This is a genomic window from Rhizobium sp. P2_G9, from assembly GCF_056403475.1.
Genome location: NZ_JBFUFK010000001.1, coordinates 114,088 through 132,834, shown reverse-complemented (window position 1 = coordinate 132,834; position 18,747 = coordinate 114,088). Strand labels below are relative to the sequence as shown.

The window sequence follows — 18,747 nt, the reverse complement described above, 5'->3', positions numbered from 1 at the left end:
TTTTTTTTGCCGATATGGCTTGTCGAAACGAAAAGCCTGGTCTATAGAACGCGCCAACTTGAGTTCGGAGTGTAGCGCAGCCTGGTAGCGCACCTCGTTCGGGACGAGGGGGTCGAGTGTTCGAATCACTCCACTCCGACCAAGTTCGGCAAACCACGGCAATGATTGCGGCAATGATTGGCATAAACCCAATCTGGAGGCCCGTCATGGCTGAAGAAACTCTCATCTCATGGGCAGATCGCACATGGTCACCATGGACGGGATGCACAAAGATCAGCCCCGCGTGTGACGGTTGCTATGCAGCTCACCTCATGGATACGCGCATGGGCCGCGTCGAGTGGGGCAAACCTGGATCTGGCGAAGGAACCCGCGACCTTATGTCGGCTTCCTATTGGAAGAAGCCTTTCGCGTGGAACACCGAGGCGAGAAAGACCGGGACAACCCCAACCGTTTTCCCGTCACTCTGCGATCCTTTCGATACCGCTGTGCCGGAAGCATGGCGCATCCGGTTCATGCAACTTATCGAACATACGCCAAATCTCGTGTGGCTGCTGCTCACCAAGCGCATCGGCAATTCCCTGAAGCTTATCGATCGCCTGCCGATGAACGCAGCGCTAGGGGCCACATTTGCCAATCAGGACGAATGGGATAGGGACGCGCCGAAGTTGGAAGCCGCGACAAGACGGTTCGATCCGTTCTTCACCTTCGCCAGTTTCGAGCCAATGCTAAGCCATGTCGAGATGGCCGGGAACTGGCAACCTGACTGGATTATCTGCGGCGGCGAAACGAACCAGGGCCAGCACAAGGCGCGCGAATCAAACGACATGTGGTTTAGGAGCCTGATGGAGCAAGCGGCCTTCTACGGCAAGCGCTTCCACCTGAAGCAGATCACTCGCGGCGGCAAACCTATCCCTATGAGCCAGTGGCCGGCCGATCTTCGCGTGCAGGAATTCCCTGTCGAACTGGCAGCGTGACACGCGGATTTTCAATCCGAACTTCATGCAGCCTTTTCAAGGGCGAAAACTGGAATACGTGTCAAACCGGCATTCGTGAATCAATAGCTTAGCAGAGATTTGTCAAACTGGAGGTATGAATGTCGAGCGAGAATAACAACGCGGTAGATTGCTATTTGGGCAACCCTGCACCGAGAGGCGCTACATACGTCTTCCACCACGACTTGGAAGATATCGCCAGCGGGCAACGGTGCTTGGAATGCGGGCATGTCTTCCTCAACAAGGAGGCGAAGAAGAGGGCGCGGGAAGCCTTACAACAGTTAACTGACCTTGGTCTTTCCCCCTCTTCCCGCCACCCATAGATCCTAAGGAGAGACGGAATGAGCGAATGGAATGATATCCTTAGCGCCCCGTTAGACGGCCGGCGCATTATCGCTTGGGCGAAGGAATGGACCGGCCCATGCACAGCTCAATACTACGGCGCCCGAGGGTGGGGCTTAGATAGCGATCTGCCCGCTTTTCTATATCAGCCGACGCATTGGCTTCCCCTTCCCGCCCCTCCCCAATCTCCAGCCAAGGAGGGGTGAATGCGCGTTTATCCATTGGAATTAAACGACCCGTTTTTCAACATGGATATCATTGATGGCATAATGATGCGCTTCCATATCGGCGCGAGACTGATGAAAATGAATTATGGGGATGCTGTCATTATCTCGGAGCATATAGTGCAAAAAGCTTGGCCACCAACAGGTGATTACGACAGAACCGCTATCGGTGTGTTTAGGGCGATTGCGCTCTCAAATGCAGGTCATAGGCCTGAATCAAGCTACACGACCGAACAACGGATTACCAACGATTTGGATGGCAGCTTTCAGTTCGAGCAGCATCCATTCGAAAGGAAGTGGATTTTCAAGAGGAAGCTTTCCGCCTGCCCGCATTGTCGGGGGGAAGGAAAGGTACGCAAGTTTCGAGAGATACCAGCTCGCGCCGTGTTCAGCCACGAAATCCCCTCTGACATAAACGAGACTATCGCCTATGATATCGAGGATTGCAAGCACGAGCCCGTATGACCGCCGCGCCCTTCGTGCCGGCATAGAGGTGAGAAAGGTTGAGGGATGAGCGAGGCAGACAGGCGCAGAGCAATCGAGGCTCTTTCCGCAGCTAAAATGATCTGCGATGCTATTATGCATGGTGAACGTATTGATCGAATCGCCCTAGCTAGTGGCGTAGGGCCTGAAATTGAAGCCGCCTTGAAGGCTTTGATCGGAGATGCGAAGTGAACCCGCACTCGTACTCAAACCGCCTATGGCCTATCATCTTCGTGCTGCTGCCGATCGCGCTTATTGCTGGCGCCGTGCTGCACTGGCTGGGGGTGGACAAATGAAAGAGCGCCAGTTGAAATATTCTTGGGAGCGCACTTGGGCCGACCGAGAAACCGACTATGTCGCGAAGGATGGCGAAATCCGCTTCGGCCGCGTCCAATTGCACACCACCGGACCCGATCGGGTTTGGACCTGGCATTTCTGGGGAGACGCGTTTGCCGGGATAGTGCCATCGGCCAACGGATCGGACCCAGACAAGATCGAAGCCTGCCGCCAGTTGGAAGCCGCCTATGATGCGGCGAAGGCGAATGCCGGCTGAACCAGGAGAGAGAAAATGGATATTCCGAGGGACGTACATAAAGCGGCGCGGAAGGCTTACGACATGCGCTTGCCGTCATTAATAAGCGGGGACGCCGAGCAGCCTGCCTATGATGCTATTGTTGAAGCAATTATGACCGAACGCCAGAGATGCTGGCGTGCAGTAGATCGCATGTGGCCTGAAGCCGACGATCTGAAGGACGAAATCCTCACCCCGTCTTCGTCGTAGGCAATGCGTCCAGTCCTTTCAACGCGGCGATTTCTAGGGCGTCTACAGCAGCCTTCTTAATCGCCTCAATCTGGCTTTCTGACAGGTCTGCCACTTTGCCTAAGTTCGCCTCTCTAGGAAATGCCTGCTGGCTTATTTCGGCAAACACTTCGCCAAGCTTATTGCGTACCTTGAGGCGATTGAAGCCCCATTTCAGAGCGGCGGCAGCGGTAATATCGAGTGCTGCATTATCGAATTCCAGCGCATAATCCAATAGCTGCTTTTGCCTCGCGCGTTCTTTTGCTGACATGGATAGGAATGGATTGTGATCGGTTGCCATTTATGTCTCTCCCTCGAATGAGGGGGAAACAAGCATTTCAAATCAGCCGAGTCAATGGATCTTGAACCCGCCCGCCATCATGAACGCAACGATGCCTGCAAGTATCCCGCCTGCGATGATCCACAGCGCCTTGCTTCCCACTCCGCGGATATCCTTGATCTGATCCTCGATGCGGGACAGGCGCTCATACAACGCCTCGTCTCGCGCGTCTTCTCTCGCTTTCGTGATTGCGGCTGTCTGAGCCAGACCTTCGAGTGATCGAACGCGCATGTCCAACGCCACCGCCTCGTTCACAATCTCGGATATGGTCTCCCGCTGGCGCTCTGCAATATAAGAGACCGCCTCAACGCGGCGCGCGAGCGATGCGAGATTGATAAGTTCATGTTCATCATCGGCCATCCGGTCGAAGCCTTTCAATGCGGGATGCTATGCGAGGGTATAGAAAAGCCGCCAACTAGGGCGGCTGGGTATGGGGTCCGTGCGGTGGCCCGGTGCAATCTACCGATTGAGGTAGACGTTGCTTCCTGCCCTGTACATGGAATTTGGGGTGCTGTTGCACTCTAACAGTGAGGAAACCGTTTTTGGCGGGGAGCGGCCGAAATCTATAGCCAGCCGCGCAAGCTTTCGGCGCTGCGTTCGGCTCATTGAGCGAAGGACCGAGATCAGTTCGGCGCCTTCATGGTCTCCGCGTTCTCGCGCTTCCGTCTCATATTCTTCCGCCACGAATCCGGCTTCCGAGTTGAAGTCTTCCATGACAACGTGCAGCGTAAGGCCCCAGCCGCCATGCTTGGCGTAGTATGTCTTGAACTTGTCGATTACGTCTGGGATAGCCGGCTTCATGGTGGCTCTAGTAAGTGTCCATCGTTGTGGGCATCGTGCGCCGCTGATCTTCCGAAATTTTTCGCACATGGATTCCAGAATGTTCCCCTGTGCAATTCTCAAACTGGGCCAAGCTCGTAGGCTTATAAAACTCGGTGGGGCCAATATCTCGGACTTTGTTTCCACCCGAACCAGGGGGAGCCCATTGCCCGGTTTCGATATCCTTAACCCACCACAACGGGGCAGAAAGATAGACTGGGGGCCAACGGCGCGCGTCGACTTTGATCCACGCATTTATTTGAATGGGATCGTCATCAATGGCGAGAATGACGCCTTCTTTGCCAATATCATCGACAAGGCCTTGGGAAATCACGACCTTGCGACCTATCCAATCTGCGACCTTCTCAAGCATGGCAATCCTCGGGTGATTTATGCGCCGACCATAGCAAATCCCGGATTCGAGAACCATCAATAATTGTCGATTGTGCCCGAGCCGCCCGATGTGCCAAGAGTGGCGGCGACATTGCGCTTATGGATCTTGGCCGTCGTGGAAACCGCATAGGCGTTCTTGCCCGATGCGTTCGGTGCCTTGGTCCTGTCGCACCACATTTCAGCAGTGCCGCCGCCGTCGCATTGGAAGGCTGCATTTGTGCCATCCGACAGGTCTCCCAAGTCCGTTGCCATTGTCGCGACGTTGAGGGTCTTGGTGTTGGCGATCGGCCGAACAGAGCCGCCGTGGTTGCCGAGGTATTGGCCGGCCAAGTCTATGCCGATGACATCCTCGTGATCGGTGAGCCCATTGCAGGACGCTGCCGTCCCGCGCCCGTTGTCGTTGCCGATGCAGTTGACTGTAAGACGCTGGAGGCCGTTCAGCTGCACATCGTGGAAATTGAACCCGTCCGTTGCAGCGCCGTTCGCCGTGCAGCCGGACAGATAGGCAAGACCACGCATGCCGTCGATCGAAAACCCGCGGGCGCCCGTGTTGGTCTGGCCACCGCTGTATTTCGAGGTGCAGTTCTTGGCGACGAAAACGCAGTTCTTCGTTGCGGCGATGGAGCGGGTGTATTCGAAGGTTCCGACCTGGCCTCCCTCGCCGTCGATATTCTCGATATAGACGTTGATTTCCGCCGTGGATTTCCAGAATGGCACGGTGGTGCGCATGACGCGCGTGTTCGTCGTTGTCGGCTGGGTGGTGTCCAGGCGCCGCATGTAGAGCTTGCCGCCGGAATAGGCGTAGCCGTCCGTTGTCAACGTGGCGCCGTCAAGAGCGGTTGGTGTGGCATAGAACGCGTAATCCACGCCATCGCCGTAGGTGTTCAACGTCGTCCGGTTGACGACGCGATCAACGCCCCCGATCGTCACCGAATAGCAGTTCGTGAACGTGCCATCGAGCGCGGTCGTGAAGGTATCGAAGATGCCGGAGACCATGCGCCCGCTCGCCGGCACAATGGCGATATCCTGCGTGGGCAGCGTAGACATTGAGCCGAGGTTTCGGAAATACTCGATGCCGTCTGGGATCACCTTGTATGGTGCAGCCGTAGCGTTGCCTGCCGTGATGCAGGAGGCAAGAGAGGCCTTCTTCGCCCCGGTATTGAGGCCGCTGTTGCCGTCGTTGCCGCCTGCTCCCATGTAATAGGTCGTGGTCGGAGCAGAGCGAGCAGTCGATATGCTGTCGAACACCTGTTCCGGCGTCAGGCTGCAAAATCCCGTCGCTGCATTATCACCGCCAGGATCGAAAACACTGAGGGCAGATGTCGGGACGATTGCGCCATTCCAGCCCAGGCCAGAGGGGAAAAGAATTCCGCCGCCGCTGCCATTGTTTGAGCCGAGGCCAAGGCCAAGTTGAGTAAGTCCAAGACCGAAGGACATTACGACGTCTCCATTTTGAATTTTAGATCGGAATAGAAGCCAGCACAGCGCCCCACGCGCGCGTTCGCCTTGTCGAGCTGTCCACGCTCACGGATCAGCACGGAGCGCACCTCATCGCCTTCCTTGAGGCTGGCGTGGGGTTCCTGAATCACGCAGTCTGCCGGCCAATCCGGAAGATTGACGCGGGCTTGCGACTGGCCTTTAATGGTGGCCGAGGCTTTGAGACTTGTTGTTGTGCAGGATGGTAGAAACGTCAGCAGCGCTAGCGAGGCAGCGACGGTTAGCGGCGGCCAATTGGCTTTCATAATCTAAAATTTCCTTCTCGCGAGCGGCGTCATCTTGGGCGTCGGCAGCCTTTTGTTTCTCGATCTGGATGTTGAGGGATTGGACCGCGGAGGCGCTGACGTCTGCCTGGCGCTTCAGTTCTGTGGCTTTCGCATTGGCGGCGTCGAGCGCGGATTGCTTCACGTAGCCTTGCAGGACGTTGTGATCATGCACCCCGAGTAAGGCGACAATTCCGGCCACGACTAGAGCGCCTGCTCCGGCGATCTTGCCGAGCGGTGAGAAGAGGAAGGCGAGCATTACTTTGGCTCCGATGTCGTGGTGACTGTCGCGCTCGTGTCCGTCATTTCCGCCTTGACGGTGGTCTCGGTGTTGGACGGGGGGCCGGCAATGTTCGTCTGCTTGGCGACAAAATCCGCGCCAAAAGCTGCCGTGACCAATCCGAACATGAACGGTGTCAATGCCGACCAGGCTGCGAGTGATGCATCAGGTGCGAACTGAGTAATCGGCAATCTTGCCAGGAGGTACGCGCCGAAAAACATCCAACAGAAGAACACGAAAGACGCGAACTCGCGCTTCAGCGTGGACCTGCTGATATAGTTCCACATGTCAGGCTGCGCCCTCGATCGCAGTCAGGAATTTTTGCGCATAGCCGGCGATAGTATTGGCCCGATCAAGACCATTGATGATCTTTCGGGCGTTGACCCAATCGGCGACCGTGTCGTGGAAATAGTCGGAGAGCTTCTTGCCTGTGAACATGCCGTTGCGCATGCCGAGGAATAGGATTTTCGTCGCTGCCTTCGGATCGAGCGCCCTGTCGGGATCATCGGCGATGCCGAATTTCTGGTAGTTCGCATGGCCGGTGATCTGTACGAGGCCACGGCCGCGATATCGGTAGCCATCGCCATCGGCTTCCGGCGTGTTGCCCAGCCTAGCCGCCAGGGTGCCAGTGTCGTACTTGTCGAAGTAGTGGACGCCGCCGAATTCGGTGATCGGCTGCATATGCTGCGCGGTCTCATGAAAAGCGGTCGCGAGCATGTAGGCAAGCTGCCGATTGTCGGTCAGGCCATCGGCGTCCCATTCGTCAAGGATGGCGTCGATCCCATCGACTTGGGACTGGGTAAGCCGACCGGCGAACAAGCTCGTCCGCACGGCAGCGAAGAAGGCTGCGCGGTTCATATGTTAATCTCCTCCTGAGTGGATAATTAGAATGAATGGCCATTCACCTATTGATTTATGGCCATTATAGTTATATCAATGGCCACGAAAGGAGAGGACAATGGCCAACCTAATAAAATCTACCCATAGCGGAAAGCTCGCAATCGGGGATATAGAACTTCCATGCTTTGTCCTTGAGGATCGCCGCAGAGTGCTTTCCGGACGAGGGATGACAGCCGCAATCGGCATGAAAGGTCGTGGCCAAGGAGTGAGCAGAATTGTCTCACATCCAGCGCTAAAACAGTTTATTTCCAATGACTTGGCTTTGGCCATCGAAAACCCTATTTTGTTCGCTGGAGTAGGTACGCGAGAGACAGCAGGCTATGAAGCTACAATCCTTAGCGATCTATGTTCTGTCATCTTGGACGCGAGGGATGCTGGTGCACTAAAGACCGTTCAGGAAGTCAGGTATGGTATATTCGCAGACAGCCTGATCAGGGCATTTGCCAAGGTTGGCATCGTCGCTTTGGTTGATGAGGCAACCGGGTATCAAGATGACCGCGAACGCGATGAACTGCATAAACTGCTTGCAAAATATCTTTCGGAAGAGCGATTGGCGTGGGCCAAGCGATTTCCCGACGAATATTACAAACAGATGTACCGCCTATGGGGTTGGCCATGGCCAACCGGGAGGCAAAAGACACCATTTGTCGGTCAGCTGACAAACAGGCTTGTTTACGACAAGCTCCCGCCCGGCGTTCTGGACGCGCTCAAGCATAAAAACCCCACGGAGCCAGGCACTGGACGTAGAAAATGGAAACATCACCAATTCCTGAGCGAAGATATTGGCCAGCCGGACCTTAGAGACCACCTGCTTCAATTGATCGCCATCATGCGGGCTTCGCCGACACGTGAAGCGTTCGAAGACAACTTCGATAGAGTTTTCCCTGGGGTTCAAGGCCGTCTTAGCCTTTGATCTTACGTCCTTGTTGGAAATGGAAAAGGCCCCCGAAGGAGCCTGTTGATGGTGACGGAAGCCGCTCGACTTCCGATTGGCGGTGTGCTTGCATGCCCTCGGATGAGGGGGGGGCGAAATATGCAGGCAATCAAGGTTTCGATGTTGCTAGCGGTGACCGCGGCGCTATCAGGCTGCGTTTCTGGCTCGGCTGGCGATGTGCAAACGCCGGGAGGCCAGAAGCTCCATCAGGTGAAATGCAATGGCTCGCCGAATGGCTGTTTCAATGAGGCCGCGAAGCTCTGCAAAGGCGGCACATATCAGGTGATCGACAGCGACAGCCACGCGGGTGGCCTGATCGCCGATATTCTCCCCGGTCCTGTCACTTGGTATCGGATGTCATTTATCTGCGGCAAGTCCGATGGTCGGATGCCAGCTTTTCCATTCCAGGGACAGCAATTCGTTCCGCCGCCGGTCGTGATCAATCAGCCGGCCGTAGCGGCGCCGAGGAACTGCACATCCACATTGAGTGGGACGTTTGTCGGGCACCCTACACGGGTCGACACGACGTGCTATTGAGGCTCAGGCCCACGGCGGGATGTCGGCATGAGAAACCACGTGGACGGCCTCGACGCCGTGCAGAGTCGCGATAGTTCCGTTGACGAAAAGAATGAACTCGTCTCCGTTTATCAACTTGGTATCAGCAAGGACGGCACTGTCGCTCTCGATCAGCACTGAATCCTGTCCTTTGCCGCCCCAGATCTCGACGTGACGCCAATCTCCTATGTTGCTGACAAAGAAGAAATCGTCACCCGCGCCACCGTGCAGTTTGTCATTGCCGGCGTAGGTCTGGAGGATGTCGTTTCCTGCGCCGCCGAAGATATTGCTGTCCGACAAGCTGCGGTCGACCACCGCGTCGGCCCCGGCGCCCATGTGCAGCGCGTATGCCCCATAATCGGCCTCAAAATTCCAGGTTTCCTGCGCATCGGTGCCATAAACCTTGATCACTTCTTTCCTCCTCATGGACTCTCGCGAACGAATAGCCATCTCGACTTTGGATTGGTATCGAGATTATATATTCTCTCCGATTCCAGGATGGTAGAGCATGGGAAAAATTTCACAGAGTGATGGCGCTCCGCATGTAATTGTTGACTATATCGTCTCCGCTGGACACATCGGCGGGAACGTCCTTGTCCATGTTGGCATGGAAGAAGCCAGACCGTCCCTAGATGGCACAACGATCGAGAAGGTTGTTGTTTCGAGCGCGCACTTGCGGATGACGCGTTTAGCCGCAGTCGAGTTGGCGAACTCGCTAATGAGAGCCATCGATATTCTGGACAAAAGCGGCGACCCGACACCCCGAGTCGCTGCCCGGCCCAATTGATGAGATGCCGCTGCCATATGAACCTGTTAGAACCAATGGCCGATTGCCACTAGATCGGCCGCGACGGAGCCTGCGCTACTGACATAGGAAAATTGGGCAAATTGCCCCGTTGTTGTATTGGTGGCGTTGCCGTTTGCCCAACGAGAAACACTCTGGCAGCTCACAAACATGTGAGGGGTTGCCACAAATGCTACAGGAAACGTCCAATTCGGGCCGACGCCGCTGGTAAAAACATTGCCGGCCGCAGTAGTGCAGGTCTGCCCAGCAGTCGTGAACGTGCAAATCATTGTGCCATCGGCAAACTTTGTATATTCGCCATTGGCATTGGAGCCGCGCTCAATGATCGCACCAGTTGGTACGCCGCCTGACTGAGATACTGTGCCGACAATATTGGAAGGGGCATAATATCCGCCCGTGCCAAATGCGGCCATGACGAAGGCGGTCGTTGCAATCTGGGTGGTATTGGTGCCACCTGTCGCGGTCGGCGCCGTGGGCGTTCCGGTGAGCGCCGGAGACGTGAGGGATTTATTCGTCAGCGTCTGCGTCGCTGCCAGTGTCACCAGCGTGTCAGAGGTATCCGGCAGGGTATAAGTGCGCGTCGTCGCAGTGGTGATGCCGGAAAGCTCGAACACCGCCTTCTTGGTCGTGTCCCCGTTGTCCTGCAGCGTAAAGGCGCTGTCGTTGACGGTGATCGTCGGCGTGGTGATAGTCGGAGAAGTCAGCGTCTTGTTGGTGAGCGTTTGTGTCGCGGCAAGACCTACGAACGTATCGCTGCTGTCTGGAACCGTCCAAGTACGTGTCGTCGCCGTGGATAGTCCAGAAAGCTGAAGCTGAAACTTTTTCGTGGCGTCGCCGTTGTCGGCGAAGGCAGTCGTTGCGTCGTCCAGCGTTTTGTTCGTCAACGACTGCGAGGACGAGAGGTCGACGACTTGGACGCCATTCCACGTAAACCCGCCTCCGGCGACGATATCCAAAACCGATGAAGCGTTGGTAGAGCCGTCATCGACTTGGATTTGCCACTTGCCAGCAGTCGCTGTCTTGATGAAGTCGAGCTCAGGCTTGCCGGCGCCGCGATCGGACGGAACCAGGGCAATATAGGTTTGGCCGCCCGTGGCCGTGCCGAGCGTATAGGTGGATTTGCCGCTGAAAGTGTGGTTGCCGGAGAACGTGCCGGACAGGGCCGCGGCGTTGATCGTCGGCGCGGTCAGCGTCTTGTTGGTCAGAGTTTGTGTGCCCGTGAGGCCAACGAAAGTGTCCGAGAAGTCCGGAACCGTCCATGTCCGCGTGGTCGCCGCCGTGATGCTGCCACACTCGATCGCGAGCTTTTTCGAGTTGTCGGCGCTGTCGACCCAAAAATTGCTGTTGTCGTTGAACGATTTACCATCGACAGCCGCAGTGTTCGCGGCAAGCAATATCGTCCCGGAAGCATTCGGGACAGTCAGCGTCCTGGTCGTGGCGGTCGTGATGCCTGACAGCTCGAACTGGGCTTGCTTGGTGTTGTCACCGTTGTCCTGGAAAGTGGTAATGCTGTCCTGGAGCGTGATCGTCGGCCGCGTGATCGTCTTGTTGGTCAGGGTCTGGGTCGCAGCAAGGCCCACGAACGTGTCTGAGGCATCCGGGAAAGTCCAGGTGCGGACTGTGGCTGTGGTGACGCCGGAGACCTGGAATTGAACCTTCTTGGTGGCGTCCACCTCGTCGATGATGAAGGTTGTCGAGTCCTGCAGGCTCTTGTTCGTGAGCGTCTGGACCGCATCGGCGTCAACGAAGTTGGCAATGCCGAGGTTTGTGCGCGCACCGGTCGCCGTGGTCGCGCCTGTCCCGCCGGCCGTGACAGGACGTGCGGCGTTGGCATCGGTCACCAGATCGTCGATGAACGTGTTGTACGGCACGGACTGGATTGTTTGTCCAGAAACAGCCTTGGTGCCGGCTGGCTCCGAGTACACTCCTCCGGTTCTTGGCAAGGGCATTCTCCTGACAAAAACACGCCAGCGCCCGGCCGCGAGCCGAGGTGACGTGCCATTTACAATTTCGTGGATGTTCTTATATTTTAGCGATGCACGACGACCCTAAGACCATCGAACACGACCCGCATGAACAGCATCGGGGTCAGCCGCAAGTCGGCGTCCATTTCGACCCGAAAGAGCCGATTTTCAACGTCGATCCTGTAGATTTCGTCATTCAGATCGTGGTGACGATCATCGTTGTTTGGGGACTGACGTTCCCGCTCAAATGGGCAGCAGACAAAATAGTCGACCCGATGTTTACTGCCAAACCTGCTTCCGTATCCAGTCAGGGCTCTCGCCAATAATGGCGTTGGAAAGCAGGTGACGGAGCGCGTCTTTCGTCATCAGGCCATTTTGAGCCGGTGTCAGGGTTGCTAGTGCGGCCGCAGGATCGGTTGTCATCAAGGCGCGGCCAATGCGCTCCACGACACGCGGAGGCAGCCCTTTGCCGACGTTTAGGCCGACTTTTGCCCCTTGCGCAGCGGCACCAAGAAAATCGCCGCGGAAGAGACGGGACATGACTTCCGGATCAAACTGCGACATATCGGCCATATCGCCGAAGTTGTCTGCCGTCTTCGACCCGCCCAGCGCTTCTTTTGTTGTTTCGAACATATTCTGTTCTCGACCTATACGCCTCATCAACTGATCGCCCTGGCCTGGAGAGGCGAAAGCGGGGAGTTCCTGCCGCATGCTTTCCGACGTGAACGGACGGACGGCGTTGGTCATTGTTCCCTTTGTCGACTCAGCGGCGGCGATTTTGGGATCGAAATAGCCGACACGCGCCGCCGCGCGGGCCTCATCGTCTGGCAGTCCGGCAAATGTAGCAAGATTGTCGGGGACGCGCGTGCGGCCTCGTTCCATCTGGCGCCCAACATCAACTGCGTCGACGCGCTGTGAGGCAGTGCGGTAAGCATCGCGCGCCGCCGCATATTGCTGCGAAGTCCTGGCAAGAGCCTCGTCAAGAGCGTCCCGAACAGGAGTTAACGCGTTGACTTGCGCGCCCTGCCCATTTTTCGTCGCATCATTGATCATCTGGTCGATATTGGTCTTTGCGCGGAAAGCCTTGTCCACGTTGGTAACCGTCAGATTGTCGCTGGCTAGATAGGAGCGAGCTTGGCGCACGGCTTCCCTGATCGGATCTCGGATCTGGCTTTCTGCCGCCTCAATAGGCCTGCGAGACGCGAGATCAGTCGGCACGTCACCGCGTACGCCAGCGAGATACTGCGCCTGTGGAGAAATGCGCCTGTTGGCCTCATCTACAGCCGGGCTGACATTGATTGGCGTGGTATCCTGTTCGACGGGAAGATAATTCCGCGCCGCCTCTGTCGATCGAGCGTCTCTCAACGCCTGCTGATATTGCTGGGCTGTCTGTGGCGTCCCGGACGCATCGGTAAGGTCAGCGGCCACACGCCGCCCTTGGTCCATCTGCCGGCTCGTCAATTGATCAGCGACTTCCTGACGGGCGTCATTCGCTGTGCGCGTGACGGGAACCAGTGCGCGGCGGCCTGTATTTCCAAGCGCGTCGGCAATGGTATACATGCCTTGATTGTCAGCATGTGCGTTCGCCAGCGCGTTTGCTACATCGTCTGGAGCCATGCCAGCCCGCCGCAAGTATGCCCCAAGCGCCTCCTGGGTATATTTCTCAGGCCGGAATAGAGCCTCTACAGGGCGCACAATGCCTTTTACGGCACCAGTGACGCCCGCAACCAATGGCGGCGTCACGGCGCCAATCCCAGCCCCGAGAATAGCGCTCTTGATGGCGTTCTTCGCCCGGTCGGTGAGGTTGTCACCTTCGCCCGCTCCGTAAACGCTGCTGATGATCGCACCATCTGCAGCAGACGGCAATATCATGGATTTCAGGGGCAGCGCCGCATTTGCTGCCCTCGCAGTATTCGAAGCCTTCGCCAGAAATCCGAGCCTACTGGCCGCTCCCAAGGGCACTGCGCTGCCAAGAATTCCGCCCACCGTTGAGGCGATGGGATGACGCGCATCCCGGCGCGCTTGCATCTCGTGATCGAGGGCGTAGGAGCGATCAAAGGCCCGTGGGATATCAAAACCTTCGCCCTTGTACCAATCAGTGCTGGCTTGCAGTGGCGTCATCATCGCGCTCAAGATTTCGTCGGCGAACGGAACGCCGCGTTCCGCACTCCTGGACATATCGCTGAACATGTCAGTTGGCATATTCTTATCTATTTTGTCGGCCTTTGTTTTTGCCCAAATTTGGGCCGGCGTCGCTTCCTTTGGCTGCTCCTGGGGGGCCTCAGCCCATAACGTCGGGTCATGCTGCTGCATAAGCTGAGCACGGAAACCTTCGACCGGCTGGCGCTTATTCGCCACCACAGGAGTGACGGGGGGGCCATTCAAATCATCGGCCGTGACGTAATTCTGGCCGGTCTGTTGCGCCCGCTGGACCAACTGGCGTTGCCTGGATTCAAAATCTCCAGGTTGGGCCACTTGATCTGCTAACGACTGCGTATTAGTCGTGTCGGGGCCTGCCTGCAATGAGCGGAGGCGGATAATCTCATTGGCAAATGCCTTCGCCGCCTGAGTGTCCCCCGCCTTGTCGGCATTCGCGAGGGCCTGAGAAAGCTGGTCAATCGTCGCCATTACTGCCCGCCATATTTCTTCAGCAAATCGTCGATTGACGGCTGCGTTTGGGTTTGGGTCGCGTTATTTGGGATGACTGGCTGAACGGATGTCTGCCCCGGTTGCGTCAATGCAGGCTGCGTCAAGACTGGCTGTTGGCCGTTCGTATCGTCCGGGGCCTGTTTGCTGGCATCCTTATTGAAGTCCGCTAGGGGATTCGGAAGCGCACGAAGCGCACGGCGCCCCTCCTGCCGAGTCATTTCGCCTTCCAAGACCATATCGGCAATTTCGCCCTGCTTTTGCTTGTAATCGGCAAGACCGCGCATGACACTGATAATCTTTTCATTGCCGCCCGGCTGGTTCCACAAGCTCGGGAGAGAGGCGCGGAACATCTCGATATCCCGATCCGACAGAGTGCCGGTGCCTGGCGCGCGTTGCGAGGGGGTGAGCTTGTTGATGAGTGCTTGTGCAGCCTGCAAATCGTCGGCGCCCTCGACCGGAATTCCCCATGAGGCAAGCTTTGACGAAAGGCCGGTGAGCATGCCGCCCTGCCCGCTCATTAGCGAGTTCAAACGGTCGATAACCGCCAGATCCGAGCGAGAATTCAGGCCTTCAGTCGACATTGTCGAGAATACGTCGGCCTGCTTTTCGGCAACCTTTTTATCAAATGCGCTCTCAGCCTTCTGATCGACCGTCAGATTATTGGTATTGGCCCCGGCCTTCTTCATTTGCTGAAGCCAAGGCGTGTAATCCAGAGGGGTGCGCCCCGCGGCTTTCTCCTGCTGGGTATAGAGGTTATAGCCCTGGATATCTGGCGGAATCCGGCTTGGAGCGCCGCCGGTCGCCATGAATTGCTGATATTCCGGCGTGCCCGGCTGGTATCCCGCAGCTTTTGCTCTGGCGTCAAGAACCTTGAACGCATTCGGTGTCTGATCTTGCGCGCCATAAACGGTTTTCTTCTCCCCAGTCTGCTTATTGACCAGGAAGATTGACCCATCCTTCGGGGTCACAATCTGACTGTCTGGATTGCCCGCATTAGCCATGAAGGCTTCATATTGTGGCGTCCCAGGGCGGTATCCAGCGGCTTTTGCTCTCGCATCAAGAGCCCTGACAGCGTCAGGCATAGGTTCGTTCGGATTGACAGGAAGGTCTTTTATCTCACCCGTCTTCTGATTGTAGAGGCGCCCATCGTTGAGTTTCGTCCAGTCAGACGACGGCTTCTGCGGAACGCCGTTGTCGAGCATGAATTGAGCGCGCTCCGGGCTACCCTGCTTCAGGCCGGCGGCGTCGGCCCTTGCATTGAGAACCTTGATTGCATCAGGAACCTGCGGATTTGCCTCGGGCGGTAGATCCTTAATTTCACCCGTAACCGAGTTGAGCACCCGGCCATCGTCCATCTTGGTCCAAGCCGACATTGGCTTATTCGGCTCACGCACCGTCTTGATCGATCCATCTGTCTCCTGTTGGTAAACGCCATCGCTCGGCAGGCCGGCGGCGGATTTCTCGTCCGCCGTGAGCATGCGGGCTGTCTTCGGGTGCTCCAGCGCATTGAGCTCCAGCTGCCCCTTTTTCAACTCCATCTGATGCATCGGGTCGTTCGCCTGCATCTGATTTTGGATCATCTGCTGGGCTATCGCCTTTTGCTCCGGCTTTGACCATGGGCTGCTATAGACCTTGATCCAATACGGATCGACGCCAGCCAATGGGTTGTTGGACTGTTGCGTGGTTTGCGTGCTTGTCGACGCCGGCAGGGCATTGGAATTGTCGGCGACCTGGACGGGCTGTGCGGTCGTGTCGGTTGATGCCTGCGTGGGCGTGATGGCTCCTGTCGTGGAGGCGTCGGGAGACTGAAACCGAGGCAGGAAGTTCTGGGCAGAGCGCAAACGGCCGGTAGCTTCTGCATTTCCAGGCTGATTATAGCCCTTGAACGCCCATGCATTGTTCATGAGTTGCTGCGCTTCCTCGACGCTCTTCGCATTCTGGAGGGCACCGGTCAGTTGCGGGTTTTCCTGCAGGAAGAATTCGGCCTGCGTCTGCGGGCTGATGTTGCCGGGCCGTTCGCCTTTCGAGGCCGCATAGGCATAGAGGTTGTTCAGGCGGGGACCGTTCCACGACATGATGCCGCCGGCCATGTTCTTGCCATCGTTCCAAGACCGATTAGCATTCGTCGGCGAAAAGGCACTTTCATGTTGGGCCGTCGCGGCAATGGCGGCCAAGGCATAGGGGTTTTTGACGTTGCCCTGCACCGTGTTCATGAAGCCGTTATAGATGTCGTTGCCATTGAGATTCGCCATCGACGGTGACGGCGCATATCCAGGCGTCGAAGAGCGATCAGCATTGCGCGCGTTCTCCATCGTGCCGGGAACATTGGGAACAGACGTGGTGTTCGGGATGATCGGCGTGGCGGAACTGAGCGGGTTGCCGAGGACATGCGAACTGAATTCGTCGTCGAACGATTTCCGGCCCGCAGTCTCGGCCTTGTTGTCGCGATAACGAGCATAGGCGAGCCCGAGATCACCGAGGATGGCACCAATGCCGCCAAGCGCCGTGGTCGGCTGCTGGCCCATGAGGTGGGCGGCAAGCTGGTCCTGGATTTCGCGCTTGCGGGCCAAGCTCTCGGGCGTCTCGCCAGTCTCGCCACCAAATAAAAATCCGGTGAGTGCCATCTTAGTAAAGGCCCCCATTATTTCCGAAGAAATTGCCTATTCTCGTCATAAGCCCCGGTTGTGCTCCGCCCGGAGCGTCCGGGAACTGGTTCTGTGGCTGATCCTGCTGATGCTGGCGCCACATCGCGAGCCCGGCCGCCAATTGTCCCATGCCGCCGGCTGTCGTCGTTGGCGTCTGACCGAGGATCTGCTGTGCGAACTGCTGCTGGATTTGCTCGCGCCGCTGGTCGGGCGTCAATTGCTGTTGCGGCTGTCCGGTATTTTGCGGATATATCAAAAATCCCATGTCATGCTCCTGCCGCGAACAGCTTGCCGAATTTCTGGTTTTTGGGCGCCGTATGGTTCTTGCTGGGGTGAGCGGACGAAGGCTTGCCACCCGCCTCAAACAGCTTTCCGTAGTTGACGCGCTTGACGCCGTCGCCGCCGGTCACAACCGCATCTGGCCTCTTGCCCTCGACCTCCTGCGCCATGACGCCGATATGCTTCTTGCCGTCGTCAAACTTGCCCTTGTAGTCGTATTCGTACAGGCCCATGCCCTTGACGCTGCCGACCTTTTCGACGTTCTTTTTCACGCGCTTGTCGGAGGGGATGAGCGCAGCGAGGCCGCCGAGGCCGCCGAGCAACTGCCCAATCCCGGCCTGGCTTGCGTTATAGGCCGCCAGCTTGTTCTGATAGTTCTGGTTCACCAGCCCGGCATAATCGACTGTCGGCATGGTCTGCGCATTGGTGTTGACGAACGAGGGGTTCTGCACCTGGGCACCGCTCATCAGCGATGTGATTTCGTTGATGTTCTGATTGCGGTTCGCGTATTGCTCGTTCAGATACTGCTGGCGCGCCTGATCCATGGCGTTGCCCTTGGTCATCTGGGCATTGTATTTCTGATCCGCGAGCGTGTTGTTGCCGGAAATCGCCTGCGTCTTGTTGTTGAATTCCTGCTCCTTGGCAGCGTTCTGGAACGAAGCGTCGCTAGAGTTCTGGGAGTATTGCTGGGCCTGTCCGGTGTTGTTCAGGTTGGCCCGGCCCATGGCCTGATCATAGGCCTGCTGCTGCCCTGCGTTCTGGAATTGCGCTGCCTGCTGATTCAGGCCGGCGACACGCGACTGCTCCTGGCCGGCGTTGAGGATCGCGGCAATTCGAGCGTCGTTTTCGTTCTGGCCCTGCTGCTGGAAGGCGCGGTTATAGGCTTCCGACCCAGGCTGTAGGCCTTGATTGACAAGCTTGGCGTTGAGCGCGTCGGACTGCTGCTGCAGTTGCGGATTGAGCCGCGCCATGAGGGCGTCTGCATATTTCTGGGTATCCGGGCTGTAATCATAGGACGTGGCGATGGGGCCTTGCCCCTTGATGTCGGTCTGGATCTGGCCGGCATTCGCAATCTTGCCCTGGAGGTTCGGGCCGTCGCCATATTGCTGATAATCAGGGGTTTGGACCTTCGTCGGGTCGAAGGCGTCCGGCGCCTTGTTCAGGTTGATCGACTTGCCGAGAATGTTGTCGATCCGGTCGGACTGATGATTTGCCAGCGTAGCGAGGTTGAGAGAGGCGGCGTTCTCTTGGTCCTTGATCTTCTGCTGCTCGGGCGAAAGAGCCGTTGTCGCAGTGAAGGTCGGGACTTGATAGCCGTTAACTTCCGTCCACCCCGCCTGCCCCTTGCGGTCGGGATTGGTGACGTACTTTTGCCCATCGGCGTCAGGATTGTAGTAAAATGTCTGGCCGTTCGGGTCGTTGACGAAGTTCTTCCCCGTTTGGGTATAAGTCAGCGTACCGTCGGGCGTGACCTGGTTCATATTGCCGAGATAGGTGTTGCCGATCGCCGTCGACAGGTTCGTCTGCGTCTGTGCCGCGGCTGTCACCTTCGGGTCTGGTGCTTCTGGAGCTGATCCGCCCATG

The 18,747-nt window shown here is 57.2% G+C and carries 24 protein-coding genes and 1 tRNA gene; 10 read left to right on the top strand and 15 right to left on the bottom strand.

Annotated elements, in window-relative coordinates; all coding sequences use genetic code 11:
- Window positions 1–65: 65 nt before the first annotated feature.
- The 7 genes from AC1DYF_RS00795 to AC1DYF_RS00765 all read left to right on the top strand — a co-directional run bounded on the left by AC1DYF_RS00795 (window position 66) and on the right by AC1DYF_RS00765 (window position 2,822).
- Window positions 66–142, top strand: a tRNA-Pro gene (locus AC1DYF_RS00795).
- A gap of 19 nt (window positions 143–161) precedes the next feature.
- A complete protein-coding gene (locus AC1DYF_RS00790) occupies window positions 162–974 on the top strand; it encodes a DUF5131 family protein (protein ID WP_477874563.1) in 813 nt (270 codons plus the stop codon).
- A 359-nt stretch (window positions 975–1,333) separates the two neighbouring features.
- Complete coding sequence (locus AC1DYF_RS00785) at window positions 1,334–1,540, top strand: DUF551 domain-containing protein (RefSeq protein WP_477874227.1); 207 nt, start codon at window positions 1,334–1,336, stop codon at window positions 1,538–1,540.
- Window positions 1,541–2,023: a hypothetical protein gene (locus AC1DYF_RS00780; protein WP_477874225.1), complete on the top strand. Its 483-nt coding sequence runs from the start codon at window positions 1,541–1,543 to the stop codon at window positions 2,021–2,023. It abuts the gene before it with no gap.
- A 45-nt stretch (window positions 2,024–2,068) separates the two neighbouring features.
- Window positions 2,069–2,233, top strand: coding sequence for a hypothetical protein (locus AC1DYF_RS00775; protein WP_477874223.1), 165 nt, complete (start codon window positions 2,069–2,071; stop codon window positions 2,231–2,233).
- Between the two features lie 100 nt (window positions 2,234–2,333).
- Window positions 2,334–2,594 carry a hypothetical protein gene (locus AC1DYF_RS00770; protein ID WP_477874221.1) on the top strand — a complete coding sequence of 87 codons (261 nt, stop codon included), beginning with the start codon at window positions 2,334–2,336 and terminating at the stop codon, window positions 2,592–2,594.
- A gap of 15 nt (window positions 2,595–2,609) precedes the next feature.
- Window positions 2,610–2,822, top strand: a complete 213-nt coding sequence (locus AC1DYF_RS00765; protein WP_477874220.1) for a hypothetical protein — start codon at window positions 2,610–2,612, stop codon at window positions 2,820–2,822.
- Here the strand turns inward: AC1DYF_RS00765 and AC1DYF_RS00760 are convergent.
- From AC1DYF_RS00760 to AC1DYF_RS00720, 9 genes are all read right to left on the bottom strand, one after another.
- Window positions 2,803–3,141, bottom strand: a complete 339-nt coding sequence (locus AC1DYF_RS00760) for a hypothetical protein (protein ID WP_477874218.1) — start codon at window positions 3,139–3,141, stop codon at window positions 2,803–2,805. The genes AC1DYF_RS00765 and AC1DYF_RS00760 overlap by 20 nt on opposite strands.
- Before the next feature lie 51 nt (window positions 3,142–3,192).
- Window positions 3,193–3,558: a hypothetical protein gene (locus AC1DYF_RS00755; protein ID WP_477874216.1), complete on the bottom strand. Its 366-nt coding sequence runs from the start codon at window positions 3,556–3,558 to the stop codon at window positions 3,193–3,195.
- Between the two features lie 81 nt (window positions 3,559–3,639).
- On the bottom strand, window positions 3,640–3,981 hold the full coding sequence (locus AC1DYF_RS00750; RefSeq protein ID WP_477874214.1) for a hypothetical protein: 342 nt from the start codon (window positions 3,979–3,981) through the stop codon (window positions 3,640–3,642).
- Between the two features lie 7 nt (window positions 3,982–3,988).
- On the bottom strand, window positions 3,989–4,372 hold the full coding sequence (locus tag AC1DYF_RS00745; RefSeq protein ID WP_477874212.1) for a hypothetical protein: 384 nt from the start codon (window positions 4,370–4,372) through the stop codon (window positions 3,989–3,991).
- Window positions 4,373–4,428: 56 nt separating this feature from the next.
- Window positions 4,429–5,829, bottom strand: a complete 1,401-nt coding sequence (locus AC1DYF_RS00740) for a hypothetical protein (protein WP_477874210.1) — start codon at window positions 5,827–5,829, stop codon at window positions 4,429–4,431.
- Window positions 5,829–5,981, bottom strand: a complete 153-nt coding sequence (locus tag AC1DYF_RS00735; RefSeq protein WP_477874208.1) for a hypothetical protein — start codon at window positions 5,979–5,981, stop codon at window positions 5,829–5,831. The genes AC1DYF_RS00740 and AC1DYF_RS00735 overlap by 1 nt, the downstream gene beginning before the upstream one ends.
- A 49-nt stretch (window positions 5,982–6,030) precedes the next feature.
- A complete protein-coding gene (locus AC1DYF_RS00730; protein WP_477874206.1) occupies window positions 6,031–6,411 on the bottom strand; it encodes a hypothetical protein in 381 nt (126 codons plus the stop codon).
- Entirely contained in the window at window positions 6,411–6,560 is a 150-nt protein-coding gene (locus AC1DYF_RS00725; protein ID WP_477874204.1) for a hypothetical protein, read from the bottom strand. Before AC1DYF_RS00725 ends, AC1DYF_RS00730 begins: the two co-directional genes overlap by 1 nt.
- 160 nt (window positions 6,561–6,720) lie before the next feature.
- A complete protein-coding gene (locus AC1DYF_RS00720; RefSeq protein WP_477874202.1) occupies window positions 6,721–7,290 on the bottom strand; it encodes a hypothetical protein in 570 nt (189 codons plus the stop codon).
- A gap of 100 nt (window positions 7,291–7,390) precedes the next feature.
- Between AC1DYF_RS00720 and AC1DYF_RS00715 the strand changes: the two genes are divergently transcribed.
- Together AC1DYF_RS00715 and AC1DYF_RS00710 are read left to right on the top strand one after the other, a co-directional pair.
- The gene (locus AC1DYF_RS00715) at window positions 7,391–8,245 is read left to right on the top strand and encodes a P63C domain-containing protein (protein ID WP_477874200.1); all 855 of its coding nucleotides are present in this window, start codon (window positions 7,391–7,393) and stop codon (window positions 8,243–8,245) included.
- A gap of 120 nt (window positions 8,246–8,365) precedes the next feature.
- Window positions 8,366–8,803 carry a hypothetical protein gene (locus tag AC1DYF_RS00710; RefSeq protein WP_477874198.1) on the top strand — a complete coding sequence of 146 codons (438 nt, stop codon included), beginning with the start codon at window positions 8,366–8,368 and terminating at the stop codon, window positions 8,801–8,803.
- A gap of 3 nt (window positions 8,804–8,806) precedes the next feature.
- Here AC1DYF_RS00710 and AC1DYF_RS00705 read toward each other — a convergent pair whose 3' ends face one another.
- Entirely contained in the window at window positions 8,807–9,232 is a 426-nt protein-coding gene (locus AC1DYF_RS00705) for a hypothetical protein (RefSeq protein WP_477874196.1), read from the bottom strand.
- Between the two features lie 97 nt (window positions 9,233–9,329).
- Here AC1DYF_RS00705 and AC1DYF_RS00700 point away from each other — a divergent pair, with 97 nt between their 5' ends.
- Window positions 9,330–9,608 (top strand): hypothetical protein, encoded by a 279-nt coding sequence (locus AC1DYF_RS00700; protein WP_477874194.1) that lies wholly within the window; start codon window positions 9,330–9,332, stop codon window positions 9,606–9,608.
- 26 nt (window positions 9,609–9,634) lie between these two features.
- Here the strand turns inward: AC1DYF_RS00700 and AC1DYF_RS00695 are convergent, their stop codons facing one another.
- From AC1DYF_RS00695 to AC1DYF_RS00675, 5 genes are all read right to left on the bottom strand, one after another.
- A complete protein-coding gene (locus AC1DYF_RS00695; RefSeq protein ID WP_477874192.1) occupies window positions 9,635–11,569 on the bottom strand; it encodes a hypothetical protein in 1,935 nt (644 codons plus the stop codon).
- 300 nt (window positions 11,570–11,869) lie between these two features.
- Window positions 11,870–14,218, bottom strand: coding sequence for a hypothetical protein (locus AC1DYF_RS00690; RefSeq protein ID WP_477874190.1), 2,349 nt, complete (start codon window positions 14,216–14,218; stop codon window positions 11,870–11,872).
- Window positions 14,218–16,863 carry a phage tail tip lysozyme gene (locus AC1DYF_RS00685; protein ID WP_477874188.1) on the bottom strand — a complete coding sequence of 882 codons (2,646 nt, stop codon included), beginning with the start codon at window positions 16,861–16,863 and terminating at the stop codon, window positions 14,218–14,220. The genes AC1DYF_RS00690 and AC1DYF_RS00685 overlap by 1 nt, the downstream gene beginning before the upstream one ends.
- 1 nt (window position 16,864) lies before the next feature.
- Window positions 16,865–17,149: a hypothetical protein gene (locus AC1DYF_RS00680; protein ID WP_477874186.1), complete on the bottom strand. Its 285-nt coding sequence runs from the start codon at window positions 17,147–17,149 to the stop codon at window positions 16,865–16,867.
- 1 nt (window position 17,150) lies between these two features.
- Window positions 17,151–18,746 carry a tail fiber domain-containing protein gene (locus AC1DYF_RS00675; protein ID WP_477874184.1) on the bottom strand — a complete coding sequence of 532 codons (1,596 nt, stop codon included), beginning with the start codon at window positions 18,744–18,746 and terminating at the stop codon, window positions 17,151–17,153.
- Between the last annotated feature and the right edge of the window lies 1 nt (window position 18,747).

Excerpts from the sequence above, each read along its gene's own strand:
- AC1DYF_RS00775 (WP_477874223.1), top strand. The coding sequence starts at position 2,069 with ATGAGCGAGGCAGACAGGCGCAGAGCAATCGAGGCTCTTTCCGCAGCT.
- AC1DYF_RS00685 (WP_477874188.1), bottom strand. The coding sequence starts at position 16,863 with ATGGCACTCACCGGATTTTTATTTGGTGGCGAGACTGGCGAGACGCCC.
- AC1DYF_RS00710 (WP_477874198.1), top strand. The coding sequence starts at position 8,366 with ATGCAGGCAATCAAGGTTTCGATGTTGCTAGCGGTGACCGCGGCGCTA.
- AC1DYF_RS00785 (WP_477874227.1), top strand. The coding sequence starts at position 1,334 with ATGAGCGAATGGAATGATATCCTTAGCGCCCCGTTAGACGGCCGGCGC.
- AC1DYF_RS00790 (WP_477874563.1), top strand. The coding sequence starts at position 162 with ATGATTGCGGCAATGATTGGCATAAACCCAATCTGGAGGCCCGTCATG.
- AC1DYF_RS00675 (WP_477874184.1), bottom strand. The coding sequence starts at position 18,746 with ATGGGCGGATCAGCTCCAGAAGCACCAGACCCGAAGGTGACAGCCGCG.
- AC1DYF_RS00700 (WP_477874194.1), top strand. The coding sequence starts at position 9,330 with ATGGGAAAAATTTCACAGAGTGATGGCGCTCCGCATGTAATTGTTGAC.
- AC1DYF_RS00745 (WP_477874212.1), bottom strand. The coding sequence starts at position 4,372 with ATGCTTGAGAAGGTCGCAGATTGGATAGGTCGCAAGGTCGTGATTTCC.
- AC1DYF_RS00715 (WP_477874200.1), top strand. The coding sequence starts at position 7,391 with ATGGCCAACCTAATAAAATCTACCCATAGCGGAAAGCTCGCAATCGGG.
- AC1DYF_RS00720 (WP_477874202.1), bottom strand. The coding sequence starts at position 7,290 with ATGAACCGCGCAGCCTTCTTCGCTGCCGTGCGGACGAGCTTGTTCGCC.
- AC1DYF_RS00730 (WP_477874206.1), bottom strand. The coding sequence starts at position 6,411 with ATGCTCGCCTTCCTCTTCTCACCGCTCGGCAAGATCGCCGGAGCAGGC.
- AC1DYF_RS00760 (WP_477874218.1), bottom strand. The coding sequence starts at position 3,141 with ATGGCAACCGATCACAATCCATTCCTATCCATGTCAGCAAAAGAACGC.
- AC1DYF_RS00780 (WP_477874225.1), top strand. The coding sequence starts at position 1,541 with ATGCGCGTTTATCCATTGGAATTAAACGACCCGTTTTTCAACATGGAT.
- AC1DYF_RS00740 (WP_477874210.1), bottom strand. The coding sequence starts at position 5,829 with ATGTCCTTCGGTCTTGGACTTACTCAACTTGGCCTTGGCCTCGGCTCA.
- AC1DYF_RS00750 (WP_477874214.1), bottom strand. The coding sequence starts at position 3,981 with ATGAAGCCGGCTATCCCAGACGTAATCGACAAGTTCAAGACATACTAC.
- AC1DYF_RS00690 (WP_477874190.1), bottom strand. The coding sequence starts at position 14,218 with ATGGCGACGATTGACCAGCTTTCTCAGGCCCTCGCGAATGCCGACAAG.
- AC1DYF_RS00725 (WP_477874204.1), bottom strand. The coding sequence starts at position 6,560 with ATGTTCGGATTGGTCACGGCAGCTTTTGGCGCGGATTTTGTCGCCAAG.
- AC1DYF_RS00770 (WP_477874221.1), top strand. The coding sequence starts at position 2,334 with ATGAAAGAGCGCCAGTTGAAATATTCTTGGGAGCGCACTTGGGCCGAC.
- AC1DYF_RS00680 (WP_477874186.1), bottom strand. The coding sequence starts at position 17,149 with ATGGGATTTTTGATATATCCGCAAAATACCGGACAGCCGCAACAGCAA.
- AC1DYF_RS00765 (WP_477874220.1), top strand. The coding sequence starts at position 2,610 with ATGGATATTCCGAGGGACGTACATAAAGCGGCGCGGAAGGCTTACGAC.